The sequence below is a fragment of the Sphingomonas jatrophae genome (assembly GCF_900113315.1).
Taxonomy (GTDB): Bacteria; Pseudomonadota; Alphaproteobacteria; order Sphingomonadales; family Sphingomonadaceae; genus Sphingomonas_P; species Sphingomonas_P jatrophae.
Genome location: NZ_FOZG01000001.1, coordinates 992,787 through 1,007,768 on the forward strand (window position 1 = coordinate 992,787; position 14,982 = coordinate 1,007,768).

At 69.5% G+C, this 14,982-nt stretch carries 12 protein-coding genes; 1 reads left to right on the top strand and 11 read right to left on the bottom strand.

Annotation, left to right across the window (positions count from 1 at the left end; all coding sequences use genetic code 11):
* Position 1: 1 nt before the first annotated feature.
* From BM360_RS04655 to BM360_RS04665, 3 genes are all read right to left on the bottom strand, one after another.
* Entirely contained in the window at positions 2-1,006 is a 1,005-nt protein-coding gene (locus BM360_RS04655) for an alpha-ketoacid dehydrogenase subunit beta (protein ID WP_093313752.1), read from the bottom strand.
* A gap of 12 nt (positions 1,007-1,018) precedes the next feature.
* Positions 1,019-2,287 (bottom strand): thiamine pyrophosphate-dependent enzyme, encoded by a 1,269-nt coding sequence (locus BM360_RS04660; protein ID WP_093311474.1) that lies wholly within the window; start codon positions 2,285-2,287, stop codon positions 1,019-1,021.
* Positions 2,288-2,381: 94 nt separating this feature from the next.
* Positions 2,382-3,806: an amino acid permease gene (locus tag BM360_RS04665; RefSeq protein WP_093311476.1), complete on the bottom strand. Its 1,425-nt coding sequence runs from the start codon at positions 3,804-3,806 to the stop codon at positions 2,382-2,384.
* A gap of 135 nt (positions 3,807-3,941) precedes the next feature.
* On the opposite strand from BM360_RS04665, the gene BM360_RS04670 reads away from it, so the two are divergent.
* On the top strand, positions 3,942-5,792 hold the full coding sequence (locus BM360_RS04670) for an AsmA family protein (protein WP_093311479.1): 1,851 nt from the start codon (positions 3,942-3,944) through the stop codon (positions 5,790-5,792).
* A 1-nt stretch (position 5,793) separates the two neighbouring features.
* On the opposite strand, the gene BM360_RS04675 is transcribed toward BM360_RS04670, so the two are convergent.
* The 8 genes from BM360_RS04675 to BM360_RS04710 all read right to left on the bottom strand — a co-directional run bounded on the left by BM360_RS04675 (position 5,794) and on the right by BM360_RS04710 (position 14,923).
* Complete coding sequence (locus tag BM360_RS04675) at positions 5,794-7,113, bottom strand: ATP-binding protein (RefSeq protein ID WP_093313754.1); 1,320 nt, start codon at positions 7,111-7,113, stop codon at positions 5,794-5,796.
* Entirely contained in the window at positions 7,113-7,817 is a 705-nt protein-coding gene (locus BM360_RS04680; RefSeq protein WP_093311482.1) for a response regulator, read from the bottom strand. Before BM360_RS04680 ends, BM360_RS04675 begins: the two co-directional genes overlap by 1 nt.
* A complete protein-coding gene (locus tag BM360_RS04685) occupies positions 7,814-8,512 on the bottom strand; it encodes an EF-hand domain-containing protein (RefSeq protein WP_093311486.1) in 699 nt (232 codons plus the stop codon). Before BM360_RS04685 ends, BM360_RS04680 begins: the two co-directional genes overlap by 4 nt.
* Positions 8,509-9,717 (bottom strand): ABC transporter permease, encoded by a 1,209-nt coding sequence (locus BM360_RS04690; RefSeq protein WP_093313756.1) that lies wholly within the window; start codon positions 9,715-9,717, stop codon positions 8,509-8,511. The genes BM360_RS04685 and BM360_RS04690 overlap by 4 nt, the downstream gene beginning before the upstream one ends.
* A gap of 74 nt (positions 9,718-9,791) precedes the next feature.
* Positions 9,792-10,514: an ABC transporter ATP-binding protein gene (locus BM360_RS04695; protein ID WP_423228894.1), complete on the bottom strand. Its 723-nt coding sequence runs from the start codon at positions 10,512-10,514 to the stop codon at positions 9,792-9,794.
* The gene (locus tag BM360_RS04700; RefSeq protein ID WP_093311489.1) at positions 10,504-11,892 is read right to left on the bottom strand and encodes an efflux RND transporter periplasmic adaptor subunit; all 1,389 of its coding nucleotides are present in this window, start codon (positions 11,890-11,892) and stop codon (positions 10,504-10,506) included. Before BM360_RS04700 ends, BM360_RS04695 begins: the two co-directional genes overlap by 11 nt.
* 2 nt (positions 11,893-11,894) lie before the next feature.
* Complete coding sequence (locus tag BM360_RS04705) at positions 11,895-13,367, bottom strand: efflux transporter outer membrane subunit (protein ID WP_242653315.1); 1,473 nt, start codon at positions 13,365-13,367, stop codon at positions 11,895-11,897.
* Positions 13,368-13,426: 59 nt separating this feature from the next.
* Complete coding sequence (locus tag BM360_RS04710; RefSeq protein WP_093311495.1) at positions 13,427-14,923, bottom strand: putative bifunctional diguanylate cyclase/phosphodiesterase; 1,497 nt, start codon at positions 14,921-14,923, stop codon at positions 13,427-13,429.
* Positions 14,924-14,982 lie beyond the last annotated feature (59 nt).

Below are 14,982 nucleotides of genomic sequence, written 5' to 3' on the forward strand. Positions count from 1 at the left end.
GTCAATCCTCCATCGCGCGCTGGATCGCCAGACGCAGGCGCACGGGCCCCGGGAAATAGGCCCATTCCAAACTGTGCGGATACGGCGTGTCCCATCCGGTGGCGCGCTGCACCGGCGCCTCGAGATGGTGGAAGCACCGCTCCTGCACGATCGCGGACAGCTCCGCACCGAACCCGCCCGTCCGCGTCGCTTCGTGCACGACGACGCAGCGGCCGGTCTTCTTGACAGATTTCTCGATCGTCTCGACGTCGAGCGGCACGATCGAGCGCAGGTCGATCACCTCCGCATCGATGCCGTCATTCTCCGCCAGCGCGACTGCGACGTGGACCATCGTACCATAAGCGAGGATCGTCACCGCCTCGCCCTCGCGCACCACCTTCGCCTCGCCCAGCGGGATGCGATAATGCCCTTCGGGCACCTCGCTTGCCGGATGCTTGCTCCAGGGCGTGACGGGCTTGCCGTAATGGCCGTCGAACGGGCCGTTGTAGATGCGCTTCGGCTCGAAGAAGATAACGGGGTCATTATCCTCAATGGCCGAGATCAGCAGACCCTTCGCGTCATAAGGCGTCGACGGGATGACCGTCTTCAAGCCCGCGACATGGGCGAAGATGCCCTCGGGCGACTGGCTGTGCGTCTGCCCACCGAAGATGCCGCCGCCGAAGGGCGAGCGAACCGTGATCGGCGCGGTGAACTCACCGGCCGAGCGGTAGCGCAGGCGGGCCGCCTCCGACACGAGCTGGTCGAACGCCGGATAGATGTAATCGGCAAACTGGATTTCGGGCACCGGGCGCAGGCCATAGGTGCACATGCCGACCGCGACGCCGACAATGCCGAGCTCGTTGATCGGCGTATCGAACACGCGGGTGAGACCGTATTTCTTCTGCAGCCCTTCGGTCGCCTTGAAGACGCCGCCGAAATAGCCGACGTCCTCACCCAGCACGACCATGTTCGGGTCCGCGCCCAGGCAGACGTCCAGCGCGGAGTTGATCGCCTGGATCATGTTCATCGTCGGCATGCGTCAGCGCCCCGCCGCTTTGCTCTCGGCCAGAAGCTGGGCCGCCTGTTCCCTCAAGTGCCGCGGCATCTCCTCGAAGATGTCCTCGAACATCGTCTCCAGCGGCTGGTGCAGACCTTCGCCCAGGATCCCGTCCTTTTCTGCCGTGCGGGCGGCGTCACGCACCTCTTCCGCCAGTTCCTTGTCCATTGCGGCGTGCCGCTCCTCATCCCAAACGCCGAGGCCGATGAGGTGCTGCTTCAGGCGCACCAGCGGATCGCCGAGCGGCCAGGCTCCACGTTCCTCAGCCGAGCGATATTTGCTCGGATCGTCGGAGGTCGAATGGCCCTCAGCGCGGTAGGTGAAGAATTCGATAATCGTCGCGCCGTGGTTGGTGCGCGCCCGCTCCGCCGCCCACTGGGTCGCGGCATAGACGGCGAGGATGTCGTTCCCGTCCACGCGCAGCCCCGCCATGCCGTACCCGACAGCGCGCGCGGCGAAGGTGGTGTTCTCCGCGCCGGCAATGCCGGAGAAGGACGAGATCGCCCACTGATTGTTGACGACATTCAGGATCACCGGCGCGCGGTAGACCGAGGCGAAGATCGCGGCGGAATGGAAATCGCCCTCCGCGGTCGATCCCTCGCCGCACCAGGCGCTGGCGATGCGCGTGTCGCCCTTGCTGGCCGATGCCATGGCGAAGCCCACCGCCTGGGGCATCTGCGTCGCGAGATTGCCCGAGATGGAGAAGAAGCCCGCTTCCTTGGCCGAATACATGATCGGCAGCTGGCGCCCCTTCAGGCGATCCCCGCGGTTGGAATAGATCTGGCACATCATGTCGACGAGCGGCCAGCCCCGCGCCAGCAGCATCGCCTGCTGGCGATAGGACGGGAAGATCATATCGTCGCCGGCGAGCGCGAAGGCGGCGCCGACGCCGGTCGCTTCCTCGCCCGTGCACTTCATGTAGAAGCTGGTCTTGCCCTGCCGCTGGGCCCGATACATGCGATCGTCGAACGCGCGGGTGAGCGCCATCACCTTCAGCATGCGCAGCAGCTTATCGGGCGAGAGACGCGGATCCCACGGGCCGACGGCGCGGCCCTCATCGTCCAGCACGCGGATCAGATCATAAGCGTGATCGCGCATGTCGGCCGGATTGACGGCGGTATCCGGGCGCGGCGTGCGCCCGGCCTCGCCACGATCGAACGCAGCATAATCGACGGCATCGCCCGGCCGGAAGCGCGGCTCCGGCACGTGCAGCGACATTGCTGGCAGATTCGCACGCGTCCGGTCCGTCATTCCAACTCCTCCGGGCACCCTACGAAGGGTCGTCGGCATCGTTCCGCCGGCGAATACCGGCGAATCGATAGTTGCACCATATTGTTACTTTGTTTCAAGCGCCATCATTATGCCGGGACAATGTCCGGCTGTGCCGCGCCGCCCAACCGACATAGACGAGGAAGCCGATGACGTTCCACCCCAGAAAACGGAGCTGCGTGCCCGTTGGGAGGTTGAGGAACAGGTACAGGCAGCCGAGGATCGCGCCCCAGCCGAACAAGGGTGCCGCGGGCAGGCGGAAACGGCGCGGTGCGTCGGGCGCGGTACGCCGCAGGATCATCACCGATGCGCCGACCGCGACGAAGGCGGCGAGCGTGCCGGCATTGGCCAGTGCGGCGATCTCTCCCAGTGGCAGGAAGGCGGCGATGGCGGCGACGACCGCTGCGGTCGCCACCGTCGTCACGACCGGCACGCCCGATTTCGCGTCCACCGCACCCGCCCGTTCCGGCAGCAGGCCATCCCGGGCCATGACGAAGAAGATGCGCGTCTGGCCATAGAGGAAGGCAAGGATCACCGTCGGCAGCGCGACGATCGCGACGATCCCGAAGATCTTGGCCGCCTGCCCCTGCCCCAGTGATCGCAGCACATGCGCCAGCGGCTCGGGCGAACCGGCAAAGTCGCCGAACGGTAGCGCCCCCAGTGCTGCGGCAGCCACCGCCATGTAGATCAGCACGCAGGCCGCCATCGAGCCGACGATGCCGATCGTCATGTCGCGGCCGGGATCCTTGGCCTCTTCTGCCGCGGTGGAGACCGCATCGAAGCCGTAGAAGGCGAAGAAGATGATCGCAGCAGCCGCCATCACGCCGCGCTTGCCGCCGTCCGGCCCCACCGTCTCGAAAAAGCCGTAGGGCATGAGCGGGTTGAAGTTGGCGGCGTCGAAGTGCGGCAGCGCCAGCACGACAAACATGACCAGAGCAGCAAGCTTCAGCAGCACCAGCCAGGCGTTCAGCGTCGCGCTCTCGCGCGTGCCGACCAGCAGCAGGCCCGCGACCGCCGCGACGATCAGCACCGCCGGCAGGTTGAACACGCCGCCCGCGTCGGGACCGGCGGCCAGCGCGGCTGGCAACGGCAATCCGATCGCCTGCATGAAGCCGGCGAAATAGCCTGACCAGCCGACCGCGACGGTGGAGCAGACGACCGAATATTCGAGGATGAGGCTCCACCCGACGATCCACGCCACCCGCTCACCGATGGCGACGTAGCTGTAGGTATAGGCGCTGCCCGACGCTGGGATCATCGTCGCCAACTCCGCATAGCAGAGCGCGGCGCAGGCGCAGATCGCGCCGGCGATGACGAAGGACAGGATCACGCCCGGCCCGGCCAACCCCGCTCCGACGCCGGTGAGCGTCAGGATGCCGGTGCCCACGATCGCGCCGACGCCCAGCGCCACCAGATGCGGCCAGCCGAGCGTACGGCGCAGCGTCGCGGTGCCGGGCCGATGCGCCGCGTCCATCGCCTTGCGGCGCCCCCAGATACTCATTGCCAATCCCTCGATCTATCGTTGGCGCCGTTCAAGCACGCTAGCGGACAAAGCGGAAGGGGAACCCGGCTCCGGTCGCTCGGTTGAACGCGCCGCCTCCGCCTGTCCTTCTGCTGGGCGGAGCCGGATCATCGCTTGAGAATCGACCCACGCCTCCGCCGTTTCGCTCCGCGCCTTGCGCTTGGCATCGGGCTGCTGGTTCTGCTGATGATCGGCACGCTGGCGCTCCTGCCGCTTGGCTGGTTGCGCGATCCGGCGGAGCGTGCCCTGTCCGCGCGGCTCGGCCGGCCCGTGCGGATCGGCGCGGTGGAGCGGGCAGGCAATCCCTCGCTGGTGCCCCTGCTGCGGCTGCGCGACGTCCGCGTGGCGCAGCCCGGCTGGGTGGGCGCCGGCGACATGCTGGTGGTGCGCGCGGCCGAGCTGCGTTTGCCGCTGCTGCCGCTGCTCCGCGGCGTCGTTCGACCCCGGGCACTGCGCGTGAGCGGATTGCGGCTGGCGCTTGTCCGCGACGCTGACGGCCGCGCCAACTGGACGCAGGCGGACAGCGGCGGCGGGCGAACCGACTGGGGTGAACTTACCGTTTCGGATGGCCGCATCACGTTGAGCGATGCGCGGCGTGGGATGAAGTTCGACGGCGCTCTCACCTCCGCCCCGGCAGGGCTGCGGCTCGATGCCGCGGGCACGCACCGCAGCACGCCCGCGCGTTTCGCCTTGCGCGGTGGGCGTGTGAGCGGCGGCGCATGGCCCTTCCGTGCCGCCTTCCGCTCACCGCTGGCGCAACTTCGCCTCGACGCCGTGGCGGAGCGGCCTTTCGGTTTCGATCGCTTCGATGGCATCGTCAGCGCGGCAGGCCGCGATCTGGAGCGGGTGGACGATGTGATCCAGGCAGGGCTGTTCCACACGCAGCCGCTCTCGCTGCGTGCCAAGGTGCGGCATGACGGCACGGCCTGGGCGCTGACCGCCGTGCGTGGGCGGATCGGTGGATCGGACGTGACGGGACGCTTGACCGTGACGCGTCAGGACGGCCGCAGTCGCATCGAAGGACGCCTGGCGAGCGACAGCTTCTCGTTCGACGATCTCGCCTCGGATGCTCAGCTGGCACGGGGCGCGGCGAAGCGGCGGACGATCGGCCCGCGCATCATCCCCGATCCGAAGATCGATCTCGCCAAGCTCGCCCGCACCGACGGGCGGCTGGTCGTCGAGGCCCGGCGGCTGCGCACGCGCGAGCGGTCGATCCTGCGCGGCCTCTCGGCGACGCTGACGCTGGATCGCTCGCGGCTCGTCGCCGATCCGCTGGTGCTGCCGATGGCGCATGGCCGAATGGAAGGACGCGCCGAGATCGATCAGCGCGCGGGCGCCCCGCCGAGGCTTGCGCTGTCGCTCGCGATGATCGGCGCCCGGCTGGAGGATTTTATCGACGGCGGCAAGGTCACCGGCCCGCTGAACGGCCGCATCGTCCTGGCAGGGCGCGGCAAGACGATGCGGGCGGCACTGGCGCAAGCGGACGGCCGGGTCACGCTGGCGGCGCGCGGCGGGTCGGTCGACCGGGCGGCGGCGGAGCTGCTCGGGCGCAATGCCGGCGCCGCTTTCTCAACCCTGCTCGGCGACGAGGCGCAGCGCACGCCGCTCCGCTGCCTCGGCGTCAGGATGCGCGCGGCACGGGGCATGCTCCGGCCCGATCTGCTCGCGATCGACACCGGCGTGATGCGCGGCGAGGGACGCGGTTGGGTGCGGTTGAGCGATGAGCAGGTGGCGCTGACGCTGGATGGCCGATCCAAGCATCCGGGGCTCGTCCGCCTGCCCGCCCCGATCGAGATTGGCGGCACGCTGTCCGCCCCCACCATCGAGACGGCGGATGCGGGGATCGGCTCGGCCAAGACGATCCTGCGGACGCTGGGCGCCGCGATCGGCAACCTGTTCCGCAAGCGGGAGGCCCCTGCCCCCGACATGAACTGTGCCGCTTTGATCGCGCAGGTGAGCCGTTGAGCTAACGCCCGAAGCGCAGCTCCGCCACCAGCCCGCCACTGGGCTGGTTCAGCAGGCTGAGCGTCGCCCCATGATCCTGCGCGATGGCGCGCGCGATGGTGAGGCCGAGGCCGATACCGCCCGTGTCGCGATTGCGCGAGGGATCGCCGCGCTGGAAGGGTGCGAACATCCGCTCCACCGCATCCGCCGGCACGCCGGGGCCGCGGTCCGCCACGCGCAGCAGCGTCGTGCCGTCCTGCACGCGCAGGCTCAACGCCGCTTCGCCGCCATAGGTCACCGCATTGTCGACCAGGTTCTGCACCAGCCGCTCCAGCGCCAGCGGATCGCCCGGGATCGTCGCCGGTTCGATCTCCTCCAGGCGCACGGGCCGGCCGATCTCCGCCTCGTCATGCGCAATGCGGCGAAGCAGCGCATCGAGCGCCACCGGCTCCCGCGCGCCGGTGTGCAGGCCTTTCACGAAGCCGATGGTGGCCGCGATCATCGCACGCATCTGCTCGACATCCGCCTGCACCTTCGCGCGCAGGGGATCGGGCGCCGCCTCGATCCGGAAGGCGATGCGGGCGAGCGGGGTGCGCAGATCGTGCGCGATGGCGCCGATCATCGCTGTCCGCTCATCCAGATAGGCGGCGAGGCGCGCCTGCATGGCGTTCAGCGCTTGCCCGGCGCGCACGATTTCCGCCGACCCCTCTTCCGGCGCGCGCGGCGCGGCGGGGTCCGCGCCCAGCCGGTCGGCCGCATCGGCGAAGCGGCGGATCGGGCGGCTGAGCGCGCGCGCAAACGCCCAGGCGAGCGGCACGAGTGCCAGCGCGGAGACGAGAAACCATAGCAGGCTTCGCCGCTGCCACGCGCTGACGATCGGGCGCTTCGGCGTCTCCACCACATGCCAGCCGTCAGGCGCGGCCACGCCCGCGATCATGCGGTTGAAGAACATCGGCTCACCGCGCCGCATCGGCACGCCGTTTTCGAGGCGGCCGTTGTACGGAAAGCCGCCGCGCTGGTCGGGCTCGAAGAACAGCCGCACGCGCGCCGGCGTCGTGCCCAGCCGCTCCGCCAGCTTGGCAGTAAACCGCGGATCGCCCCGCATGCCCGGCTCAGGGGCCGGAGCAGCGCTCTGTCGTCGCCATGTGAGCACGCGGTCGCGCGGATCCTTGTCGCGCACGCCCGCCAGCGCATCGGCGATGTCGGACAGGCGGTTGAAGTCGGCCCTCGGCGGCTTCATCGACAGGAACAAGGTGATCGAGATCGCCTGGCTGAGCAGCAGCGCCGCCATCAGCAGCAGCAAGGTCTGCCATAGGATCGACAGCCGGCGATAGGCGCGCATCATCCTTCGCTGACCGCGAGCGTGAACATATAGCCTTCGTTGCGAACGGTGCGGATCGGATCGCCGGGGCCAAGCTTCTTGCGCAGCCGGCTGATCGTCACGTCGATCGCCCGATCATAGACATCGCTGTCCTGCCCCTTGCCCGCCTCGATCAGCTGGTCGCGGTTGAGCACGCGTTGAGGCCGGTCGAGAAAGGCGGTGAGCACGCGGAACTCGGCATCGGTTAACTGCGCTGAAGCCTGGCCCGGACGGCGCAGCTCCCGCCCGACGAGATCCAGCGTCCAATCGCCGAAGCGGCGCATCGGCCCGGCCACCGGCCCATCCTCGCGCCGCCGCAGCACCGCGCGCACCCGGGCGAGCAGCTCGCGCGGGTTGCACGGCTTGGGCAGATAATCGTCGGCGCCCACCTCCAGCCCGATGATGCGATCGGTATCCTCACCCATGGCGGAAAGCATGATGATCGCCGGCCGCCCCGGCCCCCGCATGCGGCGGAGGATCGACAGGCCGTCCTCGCCCGGAAGCATCAGATCGAGCACGATCAGGTCGAACTTGCCGGCGGCAAGCGCGGCATCCATCGCACGCGCGTCGCCGGCGCCCTGCACCGCCATGCCGTTCGCCTCAAGGAACTCGGCGATCAGCGTGCGCAACTCGGCATCATCGTCGACGACGAGAATGCGGGGCGGCACGGGCATGGTCTCGCTCATCGCGGCCTCCGCTTGGTGCCCGCGGGCGCCCGGACGGTGCCCGCGCTGGGGGCGACGCCCTTGCAGCGGCGGATATGCTCCTGCTGCGGCGTTTTCGGCAGATCGGCCAGGGCGATCTCCGTCTTGCCCTTGGCAAGCGTCTCGAAGGCGCGCTGGGCGACCACCTCCAGCTCCGCGCGGCTGATGCCGCGATTATAGTCGGTGTCGCCACTCGCCAGCGGGTGCGGCACGTTGGTGAGGCCGAAACGGGCCGCGCCGACAGGGGCGCCATAGGGTGCGGGCTTGCGGTTCTTCATCGCCTCGCGTGCGGCATCGCGATCTTTCGAGGTGCGCTCGAAGGTAGAGACCTCGGGCACGGTGTCGCGCTCATAGACGATCATCTCGTCGGGCCCGATCTCGCCGTCATGATCCTTGTCGACCCGCTCGAACCAGGTGTCCGCATCCTCCTTGAACTCGGCGGCATCCAGCGTGCCGCTATTGTCCCGGTCGGTGAGCGCGAACCAGTTGGCGACGGGATCGCCCTCCCCCGCCAACGTGCGGAACGGCTGGCCGACGGGCGAGATGAACACCTGCCGCACGATGCCGCAAGGATCGCTCGGCCGCTTGCCGGTGACGGTCACGGTGACGCTGTCGTCACCCGCCATGCTGGTGTTGGGCTGCTGTGCCGCCAGCAGCAGGAGGAGAGCGGGGATCATTCGTGCCTCAGCGCATCGATGGGGTTGAGCTGCGCCGCACGCCATGCCGGAAAGAAGCCGAAGATGACGCCCATCGCTGCGGAAAAGAGGAAGGCAAGCAGGTTGATCTTGGGATCGAACAGCACCGGCACCTGCATGAACGGCGCGATCACCGCCACCGCAACCGCCGCCAGCACAAGGCCGATCAACCCGCCAAGACACGACAGCACCACCGCCTCGACGAGGAATTGCATCAGCACCTCGCGCCCGACCGCCCCGATCGCAAGGCGGATGCCGATCTCGCGCGTCCGCTCGGTCACGCTGACCAGCATGATGTTCATGATGCCGATGCCGCCGACCAGCAGCGAGATGGCGGCGACGCCGGTCACGATGCTCGTCACCAGCGAGTAGATGCCGGTCACCGTGTCTGAAATCTGTTTGGTATCGAAGACGTTGAAGTCGTTGTCCTCATTGGGCCCGAGCTTGCGCCGCTCGCGCAGCAGATCCTCGATCGCCGATTGCACGCCCGCCGTATCGACGCCGTCGTCTACCGCCACCATGATGTTGCGGATATCGCGGCTGCCGGTGAAGCGACGCTGCACCGCCTTGATCGGCATCAGCACGACATCGTCCTGATCGTTGCCGAAACCGCCCTGCCCACGCGTGGTCAGCACGCCGATCACCTCGCAGCTCAAGTCGCGCAGGCGGAAGCGTTTGCCGATCGGATCGGTGTCGCGAAACAGGTTGGCGACGACAGTGCTGCCGATGACGCACACCGCCTTGCCCGCCTGCTCCTCCGCGCCGGAGAAGATACGCCCTTGCGCCGGAAACCAGTTCTGCGCGGTGAAATATTGGCGCGTGGTGCCGTTGATCGTGGTCGACCAGTTGGCCGCATTGTAGACGGCGATACCGCTCGACTGTGCCTGCGGGGCGACCGCCTTCACGCCCGCAATCTGACGACCAATCGCTTCCACGTCCTCCGGCTTGAAATCGGGCGGCTGCGGCCCGCCGCCGCCGCGGCCGAAGCCCTGGCCCGGACGGATCTGGAGGATGTTCGCGCCGAGTGCCGACACCTGCTCCCGCGCCGCCTGCGCCGCGCCATTGCCCAGCGTCACCATCGTCACCACCGACGACACGCCGATGATGATGCCGAGGATGGTGAGGAAGCTGCGCATCAGGTGCCGCCGAATCTGCCGCGCGGCGAGCACCACCGTGGTCAGCACCAGCTGCACGCCGTTCACGCCCTTCGGCGGATCGGGCGGCACCAGTGTCGGATCAACCGCAGGCATCGTCTCCGCGTTCATGCGCCCGCCTTTGCCCGCATGCCGTGGTCGATCCGCTCGATCAGCCCATCCTTGAAGTGGACGACAGTGCGGGCGAAGGCGGCCATGTCCGGCTCGTGCGTCACCATCAGCACGGTGATGCCGCTGTTGCCGTTCAGGTCGGTCAGGAGCTCCATGATCTCCACCGATCGTTCGCTGTCGAGGTTTCCCGTCGGCTCGTCCGCCAGCAGCACGTCGGGATGGGTAACAATGGCGCGGGCGATGGCGACGCGCTGTTGCTGGCCACCGGACAGTTCGGCGGGCGTGTGATCCCACCATTCCTTCAGGCCGACCTTGTCGAGCGCGCCCATCGCCAGCTCACGCCGCCGCTTCGCCGGCTCGCCCCGGTAGAGCAGCGGCAGCTCGACATTCTCGAGCGCAGTGGTGCGGCTGAGCAGGTTGAAGCCCTGGAAGACGAAGCCGAGATAGCGGCGACGGAGCAAGGCGCGCTGATCGCGGTCGAGCGTCTCGACATGATGCCCACGGAACAGGAACTCGCCGCCCGACGGCACGTCGAGGCAGCCGAGGATGTTCATCGTGGTCGACTTGCCCGACCCGGATGGGCCCATGACCGCGACGAAATCGCCACGTTGGATGTCGAGATCAACGCCCTTCAGCGCCTGGAACGCCGCCGCCCCCTCGCCATAACGCTTTGTGATGCCGCGCAGGCGGATGAGCGGCTGCCCGGCACTAGCCACGATTGCCGCCCTGCCGCCGCTGCCCGCCGCCGCCACCCCGCGCACCACCGCCGGACTGATCAGACGCACGGCGCGCGGTGATGACGCGCATGCCGGGGCGGAGGGCGGGGCCGCTCACCTCGGTCTGGCTGCCATCGCTGTCGCCGACTGTCACCTCGACGGGCTTGGGTGCGCCGTCCGCGCCCAGCACGTAGATCTCCTGCTTGCTGCCGCGGCCGATCGCCACCTCACGCGCCGGCCGGGCGCCGCGCCGCGGACCCATCATCAGCGCGCCGCCCGCCCCGCGCGACGCCGCACCGCCGCCGCTGTTCGGGTTGAAGCGCAATGCCGCATTGGGAACGAGCAGCACGTTGTTCTTCTCGGTGGTGACGATATCCGCCGTGGCGGTCATGCCGGGGCGCAGCAACAGATCCGGGTTCGCCACCGTCAGGCGGGCGGTGTAGGCGACGACGGTGCCGGTGGTGGAGGCCGCCGCGGTCGAGCTGCTCGATGTGCTGCTGCCGCTGGCATTGGCGCCGACATCCACCCGCTCGATCGTCGCGGGGAAGCGGCGGCCGGGGAAGGCGTCGACCGAGAAGGTCGCGCGCTGGCCCTTGCTCACCTGGCCCACGTCCGCCTCGTCCACCTTCACCTCGAGGCGCATGGCGGAGAGATCCTCGGCGATCTTGAACAGCACCGGCGCATTCAGGCTGGCCGCAACGGTCGCCCCCGGCTCGATCGAGCGGGACAGGACGACACCTGTCACTGGTGAGCGGATCGACGCGCGGGAAAACTGCGTCTGGTCGGACGAAATTTGCGCGCGCGCCTGCGCCACCGCGGCCTGCGCCGTCCGGATGCCGGCGGTGCCGCGCGCCGCTTCGGCGCGGGCGGTGTCGAGTTCGGTGGCGGACGGCACCTTGCCGCCTGACAGGCGGTAGACCTCCATCAGGCGGCGCAGATTGGCGTTAGCCTGATCCGCCGTCGCGCGCGCCTGCATCACACCCGCCTGCGCGGATTCGAGCTGCGCGCGGCTCTGGTTGATCGCGTCCTGCAAACGGCTGGTATCCAGCCGCGCCAGTTCCTGCCCCTTGGCCACGCGGTCGTTATTGTCGACGAACACGTTGGTGATGAGGCCCGACAGTTCGGAGCCGACCTCCACCTCATTGGTCGGCGCGAGATTGCCGGTGGCCGAGACGGTGACGGTCAGGTCACCGCGCGTCACCGGCTCGCTCACGTAGCTGACCGGCGCGGCGGAAGCGAAGAAGAAGCGCCACGCCAGCCACAGGAGCAGCAGCACGCCCACCGCCACCGCCACCCACTTCAGCAGCCGCGCGCGCGGGCTGGTGCGCTTGACCCCGAGGAACGCGTCCACGTCCTGCTCGGGCGTCGTCACCTGATCCATCGTCAACGTCCCGTCTCTGAAATGGTGATCGCCTCGCCGCCCGGCCGCGCGCCCATCGGCACGGGCGCCGCCTGCCAGCCGCCGCCCAGCGCCTTGTAGAGCTGCACCGTCGCGGTGGCGCGGTCGGCGCGGGCGCTGGCCTGATTGTCCTGGCTGGAGAGCAGGCTGCGCTCGGAATCGAGCAGGGTCTGGAAGTCGATCAGCCCGGCGCGATATTGCGACCGGGCGTAGATCACCGCATTGCGCGCCGCCTCCGCCGCGACGTCGATCTCCCGCTCGCGCAGGTCCGCCGCACGGCGGGCGACGAGCGCATTTTCCACCTCCTCCAGCGCCAGCAGCACGGTCTGGCGATAGCTGGCCAGCGCCGCGCGCGTGGCGGCACGCTGCCCCTCGATCGCGGCCCGGATTCGGCCGCCCTGAAAGATGGGCGCGGTGATCGCACCGACGAGATTGCCGATGCCCGCATCCAGCACGTTGCCGATCGAGGTGGACTGGCCGGAGAAGCTGCCCTGCAGCCTAAGCGCCGGGTAAAGCTCCGCCGTCTGCACGCCGATCCGCGCCGTCTCCGCGGCAAGGCTGCGCTCGGCGGCGGCGACGTCCGGTCGGCGGGCGATCACCTGTGCAGGGATGTCGGTCGCACCCGGTGCCAGCGGCACGGGCGCGCGTGGCTGAAGCACCGCATCCACCGCGCCGGGCGCCTCGCCGATCAGGATGGCGAGCCGGTTGGCGGCGTTGCGATAGTTCGTCTCCAGCGTTGGGATGGTCGCCGCGGTCTGCGCGCGGAGCTGGCGCGCCTGCTCGAGGTCGAGCGAGGAGACGAGCCCCGCCTGCACCCGCCAGCCGACGATCTGCACCGTCTCGTCCTGCGTGACGAGATTGCGGCGGGCAATCTCCAGCCGTGCCTGGGCCAGCCGGGCGGAGACGTAGTTGGTGCCGACTTCCGCCGCGATACTGGTCTGCACGTCGGCCAGGTTCGCCCGCGCCGCGCCGAGATCGGCCTCCGCCGCCTCCACCCCGCGGCGCAGGCCGCCGAAGATGTCCGCCTCCCACGACGCATCGAAGCCGCCGCGGTAGATGGTCGTGTCGCCGCCGGTGCTGATCGTCTGGCCCGTCGTGGGATCGACGATGGTACGCCCGGTCGCGCCCAGGCTGCGCGCGACGGAGCCCGACACGCCGGCGGACGGCAGCCGCGCACCCTCTGCACCGCGGAGGCTGGCACGCGCCTGTCGCAGGCGTGCGACCGCCGCATCGACATCGTTGTTGGCGTAGAGCGCCCGCTCCACCAGCCCGCTCAGCGCAGCATCGCCGAACGCCTTCCACCAGTCCGCCAGCTGCACGGCCTGGGCGCCCTGCGCCGCCGGCGTGGCGAACGCCTCCGGCACCTTGAGGTCGGCAGTGGATGCCGGCCGATAGTTCGGACCGACCGTACAGGCGGCGAGCGGCATGGCGGCGAGAAGGGGAAGCAGGCGCCTCATCATCCCGCCTTTACTGCCCAATCTGGCCGGGGAATTACATCGCTGAAATGGAGCAGCTTTCAGGCCGCGCGCTGCCAGGCCTGCATCAGCGCCAGATTTTCCCCCGGCATCGGCCGCCCGATATGCCAGCCCTGCGCCGTATCGCAGCCGAGTTCGACCAGCTTGGCGAGGCAGTCGGCATCCTCCACCCCCTCCGCCACCACGCACATGCCGAGCGCATGGGCGAGATCGATGGTGGAGCGGACGAGGATCAGGTCGGCGCGGCTGGTGGCGAGGTTCTGGATGAAGCTCTTGTCGATCTTCAGCTCGGTCGCAGGGAAGCGCTTGAGGTAGGTCATCGTCGACTGACCGGTGCCGTAATCGTCGATGGAGATGCGCACGCCCATCTGGCGCAACTCCCCCAATCGTTCGATCGCCGCGTCGGCCGAGGCAATGGCGGCGCTCTCCGTCACTTCAAGGGTCAGCATGTCCGCCGGGATGCGCCAGCGGGCGAGCGCAGCGCCGATCTCCGCCACCAGCCGGTCGTCGGACAGCAGCGTCGCCGAGACGTTCACCGCAACCCCGATCGGCCGCCCGATCTTGCGCCAGGATGCGGCGTCCGCCAGCGCGGTGTGGAGGACGTGCGCCGTCATCGCCTGCGCCCGGCCATGCGCCTCGACGGAAGGGACGAACTGATCGGGCGGAATGTTGCCGCGGCGCGGATGCTGCCAGCGGACCAGCGCCTCGGCACTGGTGATCCGCCCGCTCGCAATATCCAGCTTGGGCTGGTAGGCGACCCACAGCGCCCCGCTGGCGATCGCCTGATCCAGCTCCCCGACGAGGCTCAGCTGCCAGTCGATCGCCTCCCGCTCGTCGGCACTGGCACGCTCCCACCGGCGCCCTGCGGCGTGCGCGCGCTGCGCTGCGAGCAGGCCGGCCGCGATCAGGCCGGGCGCGTCGTCTGCGGCACCCCGCTCGGCCAGCCCGAAGCTGACCGACACGTCGATGGCGCGACCGCCCACCGCGATCGGCGCGCGCAGCACCGCGGCAAGGCCGGCGAAGCGGTCGTCCGCCGTGTCGCCTGCCTCGTCCGGCACGATCCAGGCGAGCGCCGCCTCGTCGATACGGTAGATTGCCCGCCCGCCGGAGCCGAGGCGCAGCCGCTCCGCCACGCGCTGCACGAGGATGGCGAGATCGGCGGGCCCGGTGACGGCGGCGATCCGGGCGAAGTCGGCAATCCGCGCGACGGCGAGCGCACCCGGAAAGGCGGGGTGATCCGCCGTCAGCGCAGCGGCGTTCGGCAGGCCGGTTGCCGGGTCGCTTCGCCGGCCGCGCAGCGCGGTCCAGACCCGCAGAGCCAGAGCCGCCGCCGCCACGACGAGCGCGAGCAGCCCGGGCGCGCGATCGACCCACGGGCTGGCCGAAGCGCTGTTCGCGCCGGCAAGCGCCATCGCCCCCGCGACCAGCCCGGCAAGCAGCACCAGCGCCGCAGCACCGGCCGCGAGCAGCACGAGGGGCGAGCGGGCCTTCATGCCCCAGCGCCGCCGCCGTTCCGCTTCGCCCACAAGTGCATCCATGCGTCTCCAAGCCGCGCCTGTGGTTTGCACATATTCCGCATAAGTTGCGGGCGACCTGT